The organism is Candidatus Binatia bacterium, assembly GCA_029248525.1.
Classification (GTDB): Bacteria; Desulfobacterota; Binatia; order UBA12015; family UBA12015; genus UBA12015.
This window is the reverse complement of record JAQWJE010000008.1, coordinates 399709-417149: the sequence shown is the minus strand read 5'-3', so window position 1 is coordinate 417149 and position 17441 is coordinate 399709. Positions and strand designations below refer to the sequence as shown.

Sequence of the window (17441 nt, the reverse complement as noted above, 5' to 3'; positions counted from 1 at the left end):
CTCGTTCACCGCGGTCCCGGCTGATGCCGCGCCGACCGAAGAAGACCGTTGCAAAGCGCAAGTCGTCAAGGCTGACCGCAAATACTCCATGTGCGTCGCAGGGGTCTCCGCAAGGGACCTCCGCTTTGGGCAACAGACGGTTGGCCAGGCGACGACCATCAATGACTGTGACAGTCGCCGCACCAAGGCTTATAACAAGATCGATTCGAAGTTCCCCGGCGATGATTTCCCCGGATGTGGGCTGGATGCCGCGAGCAAGGCGGCCCGCGCGCAAGCGACTCTCGTCACCGCGGGCCTGGCCGAAGCGGCCGCCGATATCACCTCGGACAACGCGGCGCTCTGTACGGATGCCGGCGGCACCTATGATGCAGGCACCGACACGTGCACCGTCGATATCACCTCGGACAACGCGGCGCTCTGTACGGATGCCGGCGGCTCCTATAATTATAACACCGACACGTGCACCGTCGATATCACCTCGAACGATCAGAGCGTTTGCGAGACAGCTGGCGGCTCGTGGGAGAGTGGCACATGTACCGCAGTCTCATCCTACAATTGCACGATTGGCGCGTTGTGTAGCACCTGGGCCGCGGAATTGCCGACAGCGCTGCCATTCTACACCAACAATTATATCAATCACACCGCGGCTACCTCCGGATGCGCGGCCGGTCCTTGGAGCGCCGCCAGCAATGCACTCATAGAGCTGCGCGAGTTGACACGGACTTCGGTGGGCGGAGTAAATGGACCCGACGGGTGTTGTGACGCGTGGTGGTGGGACGTCTGTGGTGACTAGGCGCACCTCGCCCGACCCGCACCTGCGGGCTGTTTGAAAAACGACGACGAACACAAATCGCTGTCTCCAAACGCCGCGTGCGGCCTGCTCATCAAGCGGGCTGGGCGCGGCGTTTGTACGTGCACGCGGACGGTGGAGGTCGAGATGGATCCGTACCTGAGACCAGGTGCGCTCGTACCCTCCGTTCCGACTGACCAAGGGCCCGGACTTCGGCTGATGCTTCGGGCGACATCGCCAAAAATCACTCGAAGTCCTGAATCCCCTCGCGCAGGAGGTCGGAATTCTCGCGTTCATCTGGCGGTCCGAGCGACCCGCACCATGGGTCGGTCGCCGTTCGCACAAAAGCCCCCTCGGGATCAATTCCGAAACGTTCGCGAACCGCCGCGAGAGGCTCGGCACTGAACGAGTCGAAATCGATGGGGTCATCGACGTAATTGACATGGCATCCGTGACCTCTTTCCGCTGCACGATAGATCCTCTCGGGATCGAATTGGTTTCGCCAGGATGGCGTGTCTCGATAGCGCGCGTAGCCGAGCTGAAACTGAGCAACGGACCCCACCAACGCACTGCTGTAGTCCCTGCGCGAGAGCGCACCATCGAACGCATAGACGCACAATTCGCCGAGCGGGCTGGTATCGTAGCCCGCCAGAATATGATGGACATCGTGGAGGCTGAGGTTGTTGGAGAACGCCGCCCCCGCGGTACCAGGCAGCGGGAATTTATTATCGTCATAGTACGCGGCAAACGCGTGCCCCAGCGTCCCCACCGGAAGCGAGCGATAGGCCTCGTATTTCGCCAGGCGCTTGGCATCCCCGTCGCGTTGAATCCCGCTTTTGAAAAAGCCCCAATACAAGGACAGAAGCCCGCGCCCCATCTCCGGAATATTCGTGCGGAAGGCGTCGAGATAGATCAGGGTTTTCTTGTTCCGAGCGAAATCCATGGCGCCCTTGATCGTGACGTCCGTCACGCCCCAATTGGAGGCCAGACGCTGCAGCGCTCGAGCGCGGGGCTCAATCGAATCGGGCTCGAGGTAGGGAAGCACCGACGCCATATGAGTGATCTCACGACGGAGCTCGTGGTCCTCGATGTCGTCCTGGGCCGTACCGAAATCCGAATCGAGTTCGTCGGGATCGACCGGAGTCTCGAAAATATGTTCCGCGATGGCCACAAGCGTGCTGCGATGGATGTCGTGAAACGGCACACGTCCCTCATCGGTGGCCACACCCTTAAAAAGTTGGATCACGCTTTTGACCGATGAACCTCTCAGGTCGAAGATCTTCTTTTCCATGATGCTCCCGTAGATGAATAAAAAGGAATGACTATCATTGCGGAGGAAGCAATCAAATCTAAATTAATCCGGATGGCGAGGGAGCAGATCGCGGGCTTGCCGAGGGCCCAAACATGCCTGGTGGGTCTGATAATCTTGCCCTCGCCGGGATCGAAGCAAGAGCAGACTTCGTATCCGATCGCTGATAAGACCGCCGAGGTCCTCTACTTGAGAGTGGAGCGCGCCGACCAGATGAAGCCGTCGTACCAATAGTGCAGAAGCGATACGGCGAGACCGATCGATCCGGCCAATCGCAACTGCGAGGGATCGTAGCCATAGATCCGGTAAAGGGCGCCCGCGAGAAAAACGAATCCGGCCGCCACCAGAAAGCTCATCAGGTTTCCCCGAAGGGAATCCGAAACACCCAGTCGAGTGCGAAGGTTGCGCTTTTCCGAAAACCATAGAATCGCGAAGTATTGCAGCGCGTGATAAGCGTTCAAAACAAGAAACGCCTTCCACGCAGGCATGGTCCAGCACGCATAGACCGCAACCGAAGCCGTCGCCGTGAGCAGCGCGAACTTCGGTCCTGAAAAGCGGTACCCCGCCCCACCAAGCCGCGCGTAGGAAAACAGATAGTAGGCCAGAAACGCACCACCGAGGGTCAACGTCCAGGGCGTCAGTTGGTGATGCATCGGCCCTACGGCCATCACCGCCTGCACCGGCAACTCCCAGCCCACATCACGAAAATTCAACAACGAACGCAGCGTGGGAAGAAACGTGGTCCCGGCAATAAAGGGTCCGAGCGTGAAGACTTGAACGAAAATCAAGTCGAGGGACCTGCCTGCATCGGGATCGTTGCCGACCCGCGCGTCATACATCCTGGCCAGACCGAAATTCTGCATGCCGAGGTGAAAGATCGCCCAGAAGCCGGCAAGCGCGAGTCCCCCAATGAGAATGAAGTCCGAGAAATAGAATCCCGCAACCACCAGAACCGGAACCGCGACAAAGCGGAAGCGGTACTGACGAAATACCGCCGGGTTCGCATGCGTGCGCAGGAACACCGCGGAAGAATGGGCAAGAAACCAGACGATGAAGCCGAACTCGAGCGGGCTCGAGCGAAGCCCGGCGATCTGCTGGCGTTCCATCAGCACTGGAAGTGAACTCAGCCACTCCACCACCGCCAGACTCAGAAAGGGGGCCGCAACAAAGAATATCGCATCGTATAGCGGGGATACGATGGTCGCCGCCGAAAAGGACCTTCCTGGCGCAGAAATTTCGAGGTGGGCAGAAGACATGATCAGGAGTCGGCACAGTGTACCACTGTGCCGACCCTCGGGAAGCCCTGAAAGTTAACTAGCCGCCACTCATCCTGCGAGATCGCGCTGAAGCCATCTGATAGGCACTTCGACAATAGTCGTGCGCGCGCTTCGGGTCCGTATCGATCACGGAATTGCCTTCCACCCAGCGCTCCATCGCGGTCTGTGAAACGATATAACCGGCGGCCGACGCGTCGCTGATCGCTTCATACGCAAGATCGCAAACCTCTTGCAGTCGCTCCTGGTAAGCAACCCCTGAACGGCCACCGCCACCTTCACTTATCATATTCTCTATCTGGGTCTTGAGAACCAGGTCCATCTGTCTCTCGAGTTCGGTCAACATTTCCTTGATATCCAAGTCATGCTGCAAGAGCTGCGCCTTGACATCGAGATCGTGCTGGTTGAGCTGTGCCTTGACCCTCGCATCGTGTGCCGCAAGTTCGCTGCTGACGTTCTGGCCGTGGATTGTCAGGTTATTGTCGAACGCGATCAGCTGCTCGTTCAGATAGCCGCTGCGCTGCACAAGGCTGTCAATCTCAGCAGAATTGATTGAGCCGTCCAGATAGTCGGTCGTCTCTTGGATCGCCTTCATCACGTTGAGAGCCGTCTCCAAACCCGTGAAGGCGACTTGCACCGCAGTAATCGCGCCCGCGACAAAAGTGCAGATGGCCGAAGTATTGCCACCCGCGCACACGCCGATCCCTCCGCCGACGACAAGCTGATCTCCGGCAGCGATACAAACAGTATACGCATCCCTGGCTGCATTCAGCGATTGCCACCCCGTCGAGACATCAATTTGCAGCTGCCGAATCTCGTTCCATTTATCGATACTCCAAGCGCCATCGGACCTCTCGCCTTTCGCCCTGCCCGGATGGGATGCGTCGATGAAACCCAATTCTGTATCCCAATCGATGGAGTGGATATCCGTCTCCTGGAGCGGCCTTCTGGACTGAACGGCTCGTTTCACTGGCGGAGCAGCCTTGGCACGCTTTTGAATCGCATCAGCAGAAGCGGTTGCCTCAATGGCGTTTATCTGTGCCTGCAGAAGGCCCTCCAGATCGACCTCGGCGTAGACGTCGTACAGCTCATCATTGGAGGCCACCGCGAGTTGCTCACGCATCCTCCGTGCCTCTCCCGGCAGACCTGCCTCCTCAACCAAAGACGCAGATTGCTCAAGCAGCGCGCGAACCTCGTCGCCCGTTTCCGCCGCGCCAGAATCCTTCGCACCAAGGATGGCAATCCCGAAGAGCGCGACCGCATACAGTGCCAATCTTGAAAGTTTCATAGGTATCCTCATTCCCGACCCTTGTAAGTTGCCGTAGCTCACCGTCGACCTCCATAACCTGGCAGTCTATTGGGAGAGCGCGACACTGCATACTGGAAGGCGTCCCGACATTCGTCATGCGCCTTTTTCGGATCGGAGTCCTTCAGAGCCATGCCTCTGTCGAGGGCCTGTTGGGCACGAAAATGCACCTTGTAGCCAGCGTTGGTCGCATTTGTGATCGACTCTTCGGCAAGCCTGCAGACCTCCTCAAGGCGCTCCGTATAAGACATCAAGGCACGGGCGCCACCGTTGTTGGTCATCATGTTCTGCAACTGGGTCTTCAGAGCCAGATTTGCCTTGGCCTGAAGCCGCAGGAGCCACACCTTGATATCCTGATCATGGACGTCAAGCTGGTGCTTGATATCGTCATCATGCAGCTGAAGTTGATTCTTGATATCGTCATCATGCAACTGCAGCTGGGCTCGAATGCTCTCGTCGTAGTCCACAAGATTCTGGTCGAGAGCAAGGAGCTGCTCGTTCAGGTACGCGGCCCGTCTTTGGATAAGGCCGAGCTCGGCCGAATCGATCCGATAATCGAGGTAGTCGGTCGATCCCCGCCTCGCAATCTCGTAGTTCAATTCCGAGTCGGCGATAGTGAACAACGACTGCAGCACGGTCACGGTAATCGCCACAGGAATGCAGGCTGCGGCTGCATTCCCGCCCGCGCACACACCAATACCACCTCCAACCACCGCTTGGCCGGCCGCAGCGTCACAAATAGCGAACGCGTCCCTAGCGATCTGCAAACCTGAAAATGATAGCTGTAGCGCGGTCCTCAAAGCTCGGATCGTGATCCAGTGAACGATATTCGAGGGTGTATCTGATCGCACCCCCCTGGCCTGGCCCGGGTGGACAGAACCGTTACCCGTGCCAAGGACATCATCCCAATTCAGGACCTCTATGGACCCACTCTGGAGCGTCTTGCCGGCATCACCGCCGGTCGATGTGGACCGTGCACTGGCAGCACGACGGCGGTCTGCTTCAGCTTTCTTGACGGAAGCGACGGCCCGTTCCGAAGCATCAGCGGCGTCGGCCTGCGCCAGAACAAGCCTCTCCAAGTCGATACTTTCATAGGCTTCGAGTAGTTCGTCGTCCGAAAGAATCGCAACCTGCTCGCGCACTCGTTGGGCCTGCTCGACGAACCCCTGTTGCTCGATTAGCGCCGCAGATTCCTCCAGTAATACGCGGGCCTCAGCGCCCGAGGACACAGCTTTAGCTTCGTTGACACCGAAGAGTGCCACGGCGCAGAACGCCATCAACCACAGTGTTCTTTTCAAGGTTTTCATATTTATCCTCATTCACTTCCGAGTTGAGCGGATCGTCGGGAATCTTTTTCCGACAGGAATCCCTGATTCCATGCTGCTCTTCCTGGTTCCCATTCAGGGACCCTTGCAAACTGTTTTCTGAGGGAGGACCCTGCAGCCCGACATCGAGCCATGAAGGTCGACATCACCCAGCGAGAGCGAAACCCCGATCTCGCTGGGATCGCCACCCAGAGGCCCATCTGCCGTCACGTCTCCAAATACAAGCTTGAAATCCCAGCTTACTCTGGGCGGGAAGCCCCTGAGCACCTTCGATCGAACCTGCAGCTTCGGCTTGTCCGTCTTGCTATTCGACTGGAAACATCGGAAGACGCGCACGTTGTTCCCGCGACAATCCTCGGGGCCGAACGTGATCGTCCGCACCTCGGAACCACCCTGCTCCACGCGGACTGTCACGCCCTGATCGAAGGCAGGGACCGGCTCTCCGGCGACCGGATCCTGAAAAACCCCACCCTTCAGCTTGACCGATCCAACTTTCTTTATCTTGTATTTGACGACAGCCTTATAGAGCGCCAGGTCGCCATCGTCCAGGTCACAGAGATCCGGCACCAGGTCACCATCGAGGTCCGGGCCCTCCGCGCAGCCGCAGATCCCGAGCTGGCAGGTATCGTCCTCGGTGGCCGGATTCCCATCGTCACAGGAAGTTCCCGCGACCTCGTAAACATCCGCCGGGCAGGTGGCCGAAGTCCCGTCACAGACCTCGTCGGGATCACAGGAAGCATCGATCCCCGTAACCGATCGACAGACGACGTTCGCGTTGCCTGGCGGGTGGGCGCATTGCCCGCTTCCGTCGCAGAGGTCTTCGGTGCAAATTTCACCATCGTCCGGACAACTAACGCCCGCGGCCTTGTGGTTTGCGGCACACGTGCCCGAACCGTCGCAGGTATCCTGATCGGAACATGTGGTCCCGGCCTCACCGCACTCCGTCCCGGAAGACTGGAACGAGTTCGAGGGGCAGGAAGCACTCACACCGTCGCAGGTCTCTGCCACATCACATTCGCCGTCTGCTTCTCGACACACGGTATCGGACGATGAATATTCGCCCGACTGACAGGTCCCACTGCCATCACAAAGATCACCCGTCTTGCATTCACCGCCGGGTTGACCACAGGACGTCCCCGGAGGCTCATCATTGGCATCGCAGGACCCTTGGCCGTCACAAGTATCCGGGTTCGAGCAAATAGAGTCCGCGCTGTCACCGCAAGTCAAGCCTTCGGCCTCGAACTTGCAGTTGGAGGAGCAACAATCGTCGTCGTCCAGATTCCCGTCATCGCACTCTTCGCCCGCAAGCGCGTTCAGGAGTCCATTCCCGCAAATATCACACGAGCTGACAAGGAAATACGGCGTTCCTTCCATCGAGGCATCGACCCCCTCGGCACACGCATAGTCTTCCTCGATTACACACTCGTCGCTGCAGCCATCCTCGGAGTTGGTGTTGTCGTCGTCGCACTCCTCCCCATCATCAATGCGGCCATTGCCGCAATCGGGCACTTTGGTGCAGATGCCTCCAAGCGGCCACCAGACCGGGACAGTGGCATCTTCCGGAATCAACTCGGAGCGGACCGGCTCGGCCGGGCACTCGTAGGTGTCATTCGAAAGAGGCGGGCGCTCGATCAGACAGTCGACACAACCGTCGCCCGCCGTACTGTTGCCATCGTCACACTGCTCGAGGCCGCCGACCCATCCGTCACCGCAACGAGAGCAGGAGCGGTGACTATCGAGTTCTTCGGCTTCGGCGGCCGAGGTACACGTGACATCGTCGCGTAGCCGGCACTGGTCGTCGGTCCCGGCGGCTTCACAATGCTGCTCGAGTTCGAAGTCGGCAATCAACGAGCTGCAGCCACCGCCGTCTCCGGTGAAAGCTTCGCACTCGGCCTGAAGCCCCGAGAATTCTCCGGGCTCGCAGGTCTCGGAGATATCGATCGTACCATCATCGCAAACGTCGTCGCAGCTCGTCGGCGAGGAAGACCGATCGCACAAAAAGCCGGGCTCCTCGAGACACTCGGCTGAACAGCCATCTCCGTCGGCAAGGCCCCCCGGGGTCGTAGAATCGTCGCAGGTCTCGAAGCCTGTAGCGATCCCATCGCCACAGGTCGTCTCGCACAGATCCCCCGAGCAGTCCCAACCTGCTTCGTCCTCGCATTCGCTGGAGCAGCCGTCACCGTCGCGCAGCCCGGCTGCCAGGAACGAGCCAGAGGGCCCGGTGGCCCATGCCGCATCGTCACCGCCGCCCCAACACTCCACGGTGCCCGCGGCATCCGTAGCACAGCTATGGTCGTCGCCAGCGACGACCTGAAGGAACTGGCCTGCAGGCGCATCGAGTTGGCCCTTGGTGTCAGCGCCCCAGCAAGCGATCGTCCCATCGACCTTCAGGCCGCACATATGGCTCTTGCCCGCAGTCAACTGACGAAAGGCATCCCCCGGAGGCGTCGCGAGATCACTTGCATTGTCGCCGACGCATGCGACCGAGCGATCGACGCGCAACGCGCAGAGCGTTCTGTCGGAAGCAACCACCTGGACAAACTCACCGGTGGGGAGAGTCGCCTGCGTCGAGGGCCCTTCGCTATACAGGATCGCGTTGTCCCCCCAGCAGAACAAGGATCGGTCTTCCAACAGAATCCCGCAGTTGAAATTGCTACCCGAAGTGAGGCCCACAAAGGGGCCTTCGTTGCTCGCAACACGGTCGACCTCATCTGTAAGCTCCGGACAGTAAGGGAACAAATTCCCCAAGGTGCATCCGGGGTGACTGCGGTCAAGAGGTAGCCACGGCCCCCAACATTCGGCGCGCCCATTGGGTCGAAGCCCGCACTTATGGGTGGAACTTGTCACGATCGAAACGAATTCCCCTCGGGGAACTCCGCTTGCCTGAACCTCGGGCTCGCCGCTCTCGTCGTTGAGGGTGGATAGACCCCACTCCGATCGAAGAAAGCAGGCCTCAGACCCGTCAACAGCGCGCCAGACGCCATTCATCCCGGGGGGATCGGCGTCAAATGGTCGGGTGCAGTAGAGTTCCAGTTGGTTCTCGGTGCAGTCCTCCTCATCGGCCGGAGGTAGGTCATTTTCCGGATCGGGATCACAGAGCGGCTGGACATCAATCACCTCGCGGCTGACTCGCCAGCAAAGGATCTCGCTGTCTTCTTCCGTCAAGCCACAAATCTCGTTTTTCTGGCCAACGATGGTAGTCAGGCCGGTTTCCTGGTCGCCCAGGTCTCCGGACGCGGTAATCCCTGAACAGGACACCACCCCGTCATCATCCAGGGCGCAGCTGAAATCGGCGCCAACGGCAATGGTCGGCTGATCGGAGCCGAAGTCGCACTCCTCGCCCCCGGCGACGACAAAATCACCGCAAACATTCCCCGCGGCCACTTGCGGGGCGGCAGACAGGAAGACGAGAGCAAGAAGAGATAGAAGTACAGGTTTCAAGATGGGCCCTCCTGGAGACGGACCATTTACTCCGCCGTCAGGGCTATAGTATGAGGTTGAAGGAATCGGTTATGGAGGCGTTGGAAAGCGCTTAGGTGCGCAGACGATCAGGATTCGGCCCTAGCACTTATCACTGCACTCGCGCCTGCGACAAGCTGTTCGGCCCGCATAGTGGGACAAAATCGAGAAACCACGAAAATGCCACGGAGCGCAGAGAAAATCGCCGAAATTTTCGCGTTTGACGCGAGGAGCCTCGAGTTCTTTCGCCGGGCGCTTGGCGTTTTGGTCGCTACAGACGTACTCCTGCGGAGGAGCGAAGGCTTTCGATTCCATGGCGCATCGGGTCTGGTCGACGCACCCTACCGCGCGTGGCAATGGCTCGCGCCGCCTTGGCCGCTGTCGCTGCCATCAGGGCTCGCAGATTCCTCCGCTGCCGAGACCACCGCGATCTTCGCAATTCTGATCGCCTCGGGAATGATGATCGCCGGATGGCTGCCGAGACTGGCGACGCTCGCGGCCTGGGTTCTGTTGTCGGCGCAACAGGATGCCGCGCCGCTACTCAACTATGGTGCCGATCATCTGCTGCGGCTCTTTCTGCTCTGGTCGCTGTTCCTGCCCGGCCCGAAGCAGGCGCATACAAAGACCGTGGGCTCGGTGGCGACAGCGGCCCTGATGATCCAGGCCGCCATGCCCTATATCTTCGCCGGAATCTACAAATGGAACGACACCTGGCTCTCGGGGACCGGGCTTGAACTCAGCCTTGCCATGGACACCTACACTCGTCCTCTGGCGGCGAACCTGAGGGAGCTGCCCGCACTGCTCTCGATGGCGAGCCGGCTCTTCCCGGCTTTCGAAATTGCCGCCGGGATCGGGCTGCTGCTTCCGATGGCCGGTGGGCGTATCCGCGAGGCGTGCGCGCTGCTTCTCGCCGCCTTTCATCTGGGCGCGGCATTGGTGCTTCATACCGGCTTGTTCCCGCTGGTTTCCCTTGCGGGGCTGGTGCTCTTCGTGCCCTCCCGCGGTTGGGACGCCCTCGAGCAGCGACTCCCGATGCGCTTGTCGAAGGATGCTCCGTCGCCCGGTCCGGAACCCGGGAAGCAACAGCGGGGTCTGTCCTTTCTGCGAGAAGGGATCTGTGGCGCGCTGCTGCTGATCATGATCGCCTGGAATCTGGCAGGTCTCGGCCTCTGGGAATACGCCCGGGAACACCACCCGGAATGGACCCGTCAGCATATGGCGGATCAGGGAAATCGCTCACCGATCATCGACTCCGCAGAGGCAACATCCCGCCGCCTGGGCCTGCCTGGTCAAATCGGATCCATCGCACGACTCCACCAGCGCTGGGATATGTTTGCGGTGGTCGGCAAGACGAGTGGTGGCTGGCCGGAGCTGGAGGGAACAACCGCGAGCGGTCGCCGCATCGATCTGGTCGAATGGCGCGCCCTCACGGCCGAGCGAACGCCCCCGGTGACCGTCGCCTACCCCGGGACGCGCTGGAGGACCATGACGACCTCGATGCGACCGCGGGGACGCCAGCCCCTTCGTTGCCGCCTGACGCTGACACGCGCCCGGCAGTGGAACCGGGATCATCCCGACGACCCGGTGGTCGCGGTCTCTTTTGCGTTCGTCGAACCAAGCCCCGGGCAGGGAGAAGGCCGCCGCACGCGCCGCTGGATCACACTCGAGGGAGAGGATCTGGCCCCGAACTCGGGGGCATGCGCCGGGCCGCCCTGAGCCACCGAAAGACCGTTCGCCGCAACCGGTTCAGGGCGCTGGTTGGGCGAGCTTGTTCAGGAACGCAGAAATGGCACTCGCGGGCTGGTCGCGATTAAAGCGGTAGTCCCCATGGGTATAACCCGGCAGGCGCATGAATTGCGCGTCAGCGCCCGATGCCAGCAGCGCATCGTACATGATCTCGCTTTGCTCTATTGGCACAATCGGGTCGGCGTCGCCGTGTAACAGAAACACCGGTGGACAGTCACCATTGAGGAGTTTCAGCGGCGAGGCCAGGTCCGATTTCTCGGGAGCCGTTGCTATCGACTCCCCCAACAATTCGGTGATTGGCGAGTCTTGCGCGTAATAGTCCAGGAGCCCGTCGAAATCTTCGGGAACGGAGAGGAAATCTGTCGGTGGGTATAATGCCAATACGCCCTGGACCTGATTCGATTGCTCAAGATGATCGCCAAGTTGTCCGTTCAGGTGCGTATGCTGCGCAGACACGCCCAGCATGCACGCCATATGTGCCCCCGCCGACATGCCGGCAGCAATCATCCGTTGCGGATCCAATCCGAGTTGGTCTGCATTGGCGCGCAGATAACGGACTGCCGCCTTGGCTTCGTGACATTGCACCGGCCACTGAGCGACGTCGCTTAATGAATAACTTACACTGACAAGCACATAGCCTCGAGCCAACTGCTCGGCGGCGATACGCTCGATGGCCTTCCGGTTCCCCATCTTCCAGGCACCACCGTGGAACCAGACGAGAACTGGCCTCGCGTGAGACGAGTCGCCGGCGGGCCGATAGATATCGAGAAGGCGATCCTCACCGGCACTGCGACAATAACAGACTGTCTCCGGCTTGTATTTGCGGAGGTAAGCCCGCCCGAGGATCGCGCTGTAGACCATCGAAGTGATGACCTTGATGTTCCCGAAAACTTTACCGATCGCTGACATGGAGCGACACAATTACCTTTATTGGCGACCGATCCAAACGCTCGCTGGCAATCCTCCCCTCGTCCTCGACAACGCGACGCACACGAGGGTTTCTCCCGGCCCCCGCAACGGTCATGCGCACCGCACCAATGGCCCGACGTAGATTCGATCGGCGGCTCAGGGGCTAGTTGAACCGATAGCTGATCTCGCCGCCAAAGGTTCGTGGCTGTCCATAGACCGCCGATACGAAACCAAAATAGGGGACCAAATTCTGCGCGTAGTTCATGAACGATACGTCCGTCAGGTTATTGCCGAACAAGGCGATCTGCGCCCGATCGTCCATGAAGTCGTAGCTGAGTCGCGCATGCAGGAGGCTATACCCCGGTTGGACGGCTTCGGTTACGGCCTCGGCGTCAAAATGAACCGCACTTTGGTAATACCAGTCCACCCTTGGCGTGATGTAGCCGTTGAGCCATTGCTGCTCGAAGACGTCCAACGGCAGCGGTGCCATGATCGAGATATGCGCTTGCGCTCTCGGGGCGTTGTTGAAGCTCTCTCCGGAGATATCGACCGTCTCACCCGGGGCTCCCACCGCGAGCGCCGGCGGCGCATCCGTGAAGCTGTCGTACACCGTATCCAGAAGGCCCAACGATCCGGTCACGAAAAGCGGTCCGAAGGGCCGGCCACGGAGTTCCAGCTCCAAACCCCTGCCGGTCGCACTCGCCGCATTCTTGATGACCTGAGTCGTCTGACAGGTTGTCGGATCGTCCGGATCCGTGCAGGAACCCTCGACCGCCAGGACCTGCAAGTCCTCGTATTTGTACAAAAACGCTGAAAGATTGACTTCGAGACGCCGATCAAAGAAGCCGGCCTTCGCCCCGACCTCGAAAGAATCCAGAGTTTCCGGGTTGAACGCAGTCAACTCGAGCGGGCCATTGGCCGTCGAATTAAATCCACCACCACGAAAGCCCTCGGAGAACGTGAAATAGGCCATCAGGTGATCGACATCCGTTCCCGCAAGAAGATCCTCGGGCATCGTGGCTTTGATACTCGCCATGGGTGTCCATTTTTTAAATTTCTCGGATGCTTGCGTGCTTCCGTCAACCAGAATGGCGCCACTGCGGTTCTGATTTCGATACACGTCCGATTCCTTGTTCTCCTGCGTCCAGCGCAGGCCGGCGGTGAACTCGAGCCACTCCGTCAGGTCGATGCTGACCTGTCCGAATCCGGCAATATCCGTATTGTCCACGTTCGCGATCGTCAGCGTCTGCTGCGTAAAGATGTTGACATCCGCCACAATATTGGTCGGCAGCTTCGAGCGTTCGTTGAACCAGAAGAGCCCGACCACGCCATTGATGCGATCATCCCATGCCGAAAAATTCGACTGGGCTTCGGCAACGTAGGTTGTCCCCTCGGTCGGAGCCGCGACATATTGATCACTCTCGGCGAGGAGTATGGCGATCACGGGCAAGTCGGTGCCATCAAGATCTTGTCTGGTTGAAAAACCGCCCGAACGCCAGGACCCTTTCACGGTGAAACTCAATTCCTCCAGAAGCCCGACCGGCCCGACGTCCCAATTCGCGGAGCCCCAAACACCGTAGTCTTCACCGGAATAGATCTGGTTCACATCCGCTGTGCTGACGCGTGGCGTTAGCTCGGCACAGGCCGCCGGCAGGTCCGGGATCAAACTCGGGCCAAAGGCTGGCTCGGCGCCTGGTTGCATGATGCAGCGAGAAGCCTGTCCTCGTTGATGGCTGTTGCCATAATTACCCATCAGATCAATCGTGATATCATCGGTGGGCAGAATCTGGACGCTACCGAGGAACCCGATGCTGTTGGTATTGAAGAGTTTTTCTTTCAGATAGGTATTGCTGACCCAGCCATCGGAGTTCTTGCTCACAAAGGTGGCTCTGGTTCTCAGCCAATCGGTTATGGGAACGTTGATCGAGGCTCGGGTATCGATAGACCCGAAGTTCGCAAACCGTATACTCGCGAACCCCTCGAGTTCCGGGGACGGCTTCACCGAAGTGATATTCAAGGCACCGCCGACGGTGTTCTTGCCGAATAATGTGCCCTGCGGGCCGCGTAAAACTTCGATCTGCGCGACATCCACCAGGTCAACGATCGAGCTAAGGTTCCGTGTCATGTACATGCCGTCGACGTAGACCCCCACGCCCGGATCAAAACTGGTTCCCACACCAGCGGTTCCGATACCGCGAAGACGAATATTCGAAGACAGCGGCGTCGAGACAGCGCTTGCCGCAAATTGCATATTGGGGACAAGGTCTCTGATATTGCGCAAATCCGTAATCCCGGCCTCCGCAAGAGCGTTGGCATCGAGCGCGGTCACGGAGACCGGAGTTTCCTCAAGTAGTTCGTTGCGCTTGCGAGCGCTGACCACAATTTCTTCGATCTGCCTCGCTCTGGGTTCGGAGAGATTCGTTTCCTCTCCCACGGCGATGGCCTCAGCCTGGGCTGGAGCGGCATCGACCTCGGTGTCCACACCGCCCACAGCAGCCTCCTCATTCAGGAGCGCGTCCAGTGATTCCGGCTGAGCGGATGCCGGCGTGAAAAACCCCATGGTCAGAAACAAAATCAGAATCGCTTTCGATACAGCTCGCATGGTCTGGATGGCTCCCCTGTCCTCAAATCACCAAGGTTTTGTCACTAAGTGTGACGGCTGTCGCGAAGCCTGCCAGATATGGTGCTGAAAGCCAAACCGAAAGGCTGAACGCTACGAGCCACTCCCGGAAATCGGCTCTGCCTGCCGATCCGTGCCGGGAACCATGAAAACGAACCAAGCGAAAGCCATACCCAGAATCCCGCCGTACAAGAGGGCGACCTTCTGGTTTTGGTAGGCCAGAGCCACTAGGCTCAGCAACGCGAGGGCCAGCGCCACACCCGGGACCAGAGGATACCAAGGTGCAAGATAGGGCCTTTCCAACTCGGGCTCTTTTCGACGCAAGGCGAAGAGCGCCAGCATCGAGACCACATAGAGAGTCAAGGCGCCGAAAACCGCCATGGTGATGATATCTCCCGTGCGCCCACTGAGCAGAGCGCCGAAGCCCACCAACATATTCAACACCAGAGCCGCCGCTGGCGTCTTGCGCGTGGGGTGAGTCCGGCCAAGAAACTTGGGCGCATACCCCACCCGGCCGAACTCGAACGTCGCACGCCCCGCAACCAGAATGATGCCGTGGAATGAGGCGATAAGCCCCAATAATCCTACGTTGATCAGCAGGGCAAAGAGAAAGGAATCCCGCCCGACCAGATGCCCCATCGCGAGGGGCAGAGGCGAGTCCGACAGCTCGCTGGACCCCGGCTCGAAGACCACTGTCTCCCAACCGTTCACGCCTACCGAGCAGAAGAAGGTCAAGAAGGCCAACATCACCAGAGTCCCCATCGCCGAGCCGAAGCCGATGCTGATATTGCGCTGCGGGTTGTGAGTTTCTTCGGCCACATTGGCCAGCCCTTCGATCGCAAGATAGAACCAGATGGCGAAGGGGATCGCGGCAAACGCCCCGCCCCAACCGTTGGGCAGAGGGTTCCTGCTGAAGGCTTCAAAGCTGAAATGCGGGCCGGTCACTCCGGCGAAAATCAGAAGCTCGATCACGGCCAGCACCGTCACGATCAATTCGAAAATCGCCGAGAGCTTCACGCCCCAGATATTCAGCCCCGTGAAAAGAACATAAGCACCCACAGCGAATATCCAGACATCCACCTCGGGGAACTTGATATTCAGATAGGCGCCGATTGCCGCTGCGATCGCCGGCGGCGCGAATACGAACTCGACAATCTGCGCCACGCCTCCCAGAAATCCCAGGTTTCGACCCAAGGCCCGGTCCGCATATACAAATACGCCACCAGCCTTGGGGATCGCACAGGCCAGCTCGGAGTAACTCAAGGTGAAGGTCACGTACATAATTGTGACCATCACCGTGGCGAGCAACATTCCATAGGGACCGGCCTCCGGCAGGCCGAGGTTCCACCCAAAGTACATCCCCGAAATAACGTATCCGACGCCCAGACCCCAGAGCATCACGGGACCCAGCTCTCGTTTCAGCTCCGTGTTGGTTGCCATGGGAGAGAGGTATATCTGCGCGCGGCGACAAACTGAAGGGTTTTGGGGTCCGCTCAAATAGACCGCATGGGAAACACCCCATTGACGTCCCGCAAAACCTGCGCGACAGTGCGCGCATCGACCCCAATTCCACATCCAAAGCGACACTCAGGACTGCCCCGACAGGCCATCTCAGATGCCTGGACGGACTCCGGGGCACCGCGGCGATGCTCGTCGTGATCACCCATTGCTGTGGTGGGCTCGTACGCACGCCCGAGATGGAATGGCTGCTCTATCAAACACCCCTGCGACTGATCATCGCCCCGTCCGGGGCAGTCCAGATTTTCTTTGTGCTGAGTGGCTGGGTTCTGGCCGCTTCGCTTTCGCGGACCTCGCTGGGAACGGGGACCCTCCCCTATCTGGTTCGTCGGATTCTCCGCATTCAACCGCCCTATATCTTCGGCCTTCTTCTCGCCTGGGGCCTGAGTTTCTTCTATCTGTCGCCCCAGGCCGCCACGGGCTTGAACGGGTGGCTCCGAAGCTTTCTTCCCGTGCACCTGGAGCCGTTCGTTCTCCTTCGAGAACTGCTGATCCCAGGGAGTGCCGACAACCAACTGCCCGTGGGTTGGTCGCTATATGTCGAGATCGTCTTCTCGTTCCTGATGCCCTTGATGTGGCTGATCACGAAAAGACTGCATTGGGTCCTGCTGCTTCCGCTGCTTGGCTATGCCTACAGTGGTGCTGCGGACTTTCGCGTCCTGCAATGGTCTTTTGATTTCGTGTTCGGCCTCGTCCTGTTCGCCGAACGCGAACGTCTTGCGAGATGGATCGAGATCCTTCCCGGCGTTCTACAGATTGGCCTGGTCCTGCTCGGACTCGCGCTCTTTGCTGCGCCGACCAGTTTGATCAAAACGCCGCCCGAGATTCTACGTGTCGCCACGGGCTGTGCCCTCTGCCTGCTGGCCGCACTCTACATCCCGTCGGTGCGACGAATCTTTGAAACGCGCCCCTTGACCAAACTCGGGCAAGTCTCTTATTCGCTCTACCTCGTCCACTTCCCGATTCTCCTTCTGATGGCACCGCATATCACCAGTGCCGCAACACCTTGGAGAAATTTACTCGCCGTGTTGATCACGGTCGTGCCGCTGAGCCTGCTCGCAAGCGAGCTGGGATATCGCCTGATCGAGAGGCCCTCGATCCAATTCGGTCGATGGTGCAGCAAACGGCTCAGCCCCGGATCATTCCAGTCGCCGCAGTAGGCAAGTAGCGATCTCTCGGGTATGA

General features: G+C 59.4%; 11 protein-coding genes. 3 read left to right on the top strand and 8 right to left on the bottom strand.

The genetic code is table 11. The annotated features are described in order from the left end of the window. On the top strand, positions 1-793 hold a 793-nt coding region (locus tag P8K07_02495; GenBank protein ID MDG1957393.1), incomplete at its 5' end, for a hypothetical protein. Positions 794-1034: 241 nt separating this feature from the next. Here the strand turns inward: P8K07_02495 and P8K07_02490 are convergent. The 5 genes from P8K07_02490 to P8K07_02470 all read right to left on the bottom strand — a co-directional run bounded on the left by P8K07_02490 (position 1035) and on the right by P8K07_02470 (position 9445). Beyond that, a complete protein-coding gene (locus tag P8K07_02490) occupies positions 1035-2081 on the bottom strand; it encodes a hypothetical protein (protein MDG1957392.1) in 1047 nt (348 codons plus the stop codon). A 203-nt stretch (positions 2082-2284) separates the two neighbouring features. Continuing rightward, positions 2285-3355 carry a hypothetical protein gene (locus P8K07_02485; protein ID MDG1957391.1) on the bottom strand — a complete coding sequence of 357 codons (1071 nt, stop codon included), beginning with the start codon at positions 3353-3355 and terminating at the stop codon, positions 2285-2287. Positions 3356-3413: 58 nt separating this feature from the next. Further along, positions 3414-4661 carry a hypothetical protein gene (locus P8K07_02480; GenBank protein MDG1957390.1) on the bottom strand — a complete coding sequence of 416 codons (1248 nt, stop codon included), beginning with the start codon at positions 4659-4661 and terminating at the stop codon, positions 3414-3416. Between the two features lie 38 nt (positions 4662-4699). Next, complete coding sequence (locus tag P8K07_02475) at positions 4700-5977, bottom strand: hypothetical protein (GenBank protein MDG1957389.1); 1278 nt, start codon at positions 5975-5977, stop codon at positions 4700-4702. A gap of 102 nt (positions 5978-6079) precedes the next feature. Next, on the bottom strand, positions 6080-9445 hold the full coding sequence (locus P8K07_02470) for a DUF4215 domain-containing protein (protein MDG1957388.1): 3366 nt from the start codon (positions 9443-9445) through the stop codon (positions 6080-6082). A gap of 198 nt (positions 9446-9643) precedes the next feature. Here P8K07_02470 and P8K07_02465 point away from each other — a divergent pair, with 198 nt between their 5' ends. Continuing rightward, positions 9644-11179, top strand: a complete 1536-nt coding sequence (locus P8K07_02465; protein ID MDG1957387.1) for an HTTM domain-containing protein — start codon at positions 9644-9646, stop codon at positions 11177-11179. Between the two features lie 30 nt (positions 11180-11209). Here the strand turns inward: P8K07_02465 and P8K07_02460 are convergent, their stop codons facing one another. The 3 genes from P8K07_02460 to eat form a co-directional block, all read right to left on the bottom strand. After that, positions 11210-12118, bottom strand: coding sequence for an alpha/beta hydrolase (locus tag P8K07_02460; GenBank protein MDG1957386.1), 909 nt, complete (start codon positions 12116-12118; stop codon positions 11210-11212). Positions 12119-12281: 163 nt separating this feature from the next. After that, positions 12282-14720, bottom strand: coding sequence for a TonB-dependent receptor (locus P8K07_02455; GenBank protein ID MDG1957385.1), 2439 nt, complete (start codon positions 14718-14720; stop codon positions 12282-12284). Positions 14721-14831: 111 nt separating this feature from the next. Next, positions 14832-16178, bottom strand: a complete 1347-nt coding sequence (gene eat / locus P8K07_02450; protein MDG1957384.1) for an ethanolamine permease — start codon at positions 16176-16178, stop codon at positions 14832-14834. On the opposite strand from eat, the gene P8K07_02445 reads away from it, so the two are divergent. Then, positions 16172-17416 (top strand): acyltransferase, encoded by a 1245-nt coding sequence (locus P8K07_02445; protein ID MDG1957383.1) that lies wholly within the window; start codon positions 16172-16174, stop codon positions 17414-17416. The genes eat and P8K07_02445 overlap by 7 nt on opposite strands. Positions 17417-17441 lie beyond the last annotated feature (25 nt).

Coding starts and splice junctions, on each gene's coding strand:
- P8K07_02490 (MDG1957392.1), bottom strand. CDS start 2,081: ATGGAAAAGAAGATCTTCGACCTGAGAGGTTCATCGGTCAAAAGCGTG.
- P8K07_02485 (MDG1957391.1), bottom strand. CDS start 3,355: ATGTCTTCTGCCCACCTCGAAATTTCTGCGCCAGGAAGGTCCTTTTCG.
- P8K07_02480 (MDG1957390.1), bottom strand. CDS start 4,661: ATGAAACTTTCAAGATTGGCACTGTATGCGGTCGCGCTCTTCGGGATT.
- P8K07_02465 (MDG1957387.1), top strand. CDS start 9,644: ATGCCACGGAGCGCAGAGAAAATCGCCGAAATTTTCGCGTTTGACGCG.
- P8K07_02460 (MDG1957386.1), bottom strand. CDS start 12,118: ATGTCAGCGATCGGTAAAGTTTTCGGGAACATCAAGGTCATCACTTCG.
- P8K07_02455 (MDG1957385.1), bottom strand. CDS start 14,720: ATGCGAGCTGTATCGAAAGCGATTCTGATTTTGTTTCTGACCATGGGG.
- eat (MDG1957384.1), bottom strand. CDS start 16,178: ATGGCAACCAACACGGAGCTGAAACGAGAGCTGGGTCCCGTGATGCTC.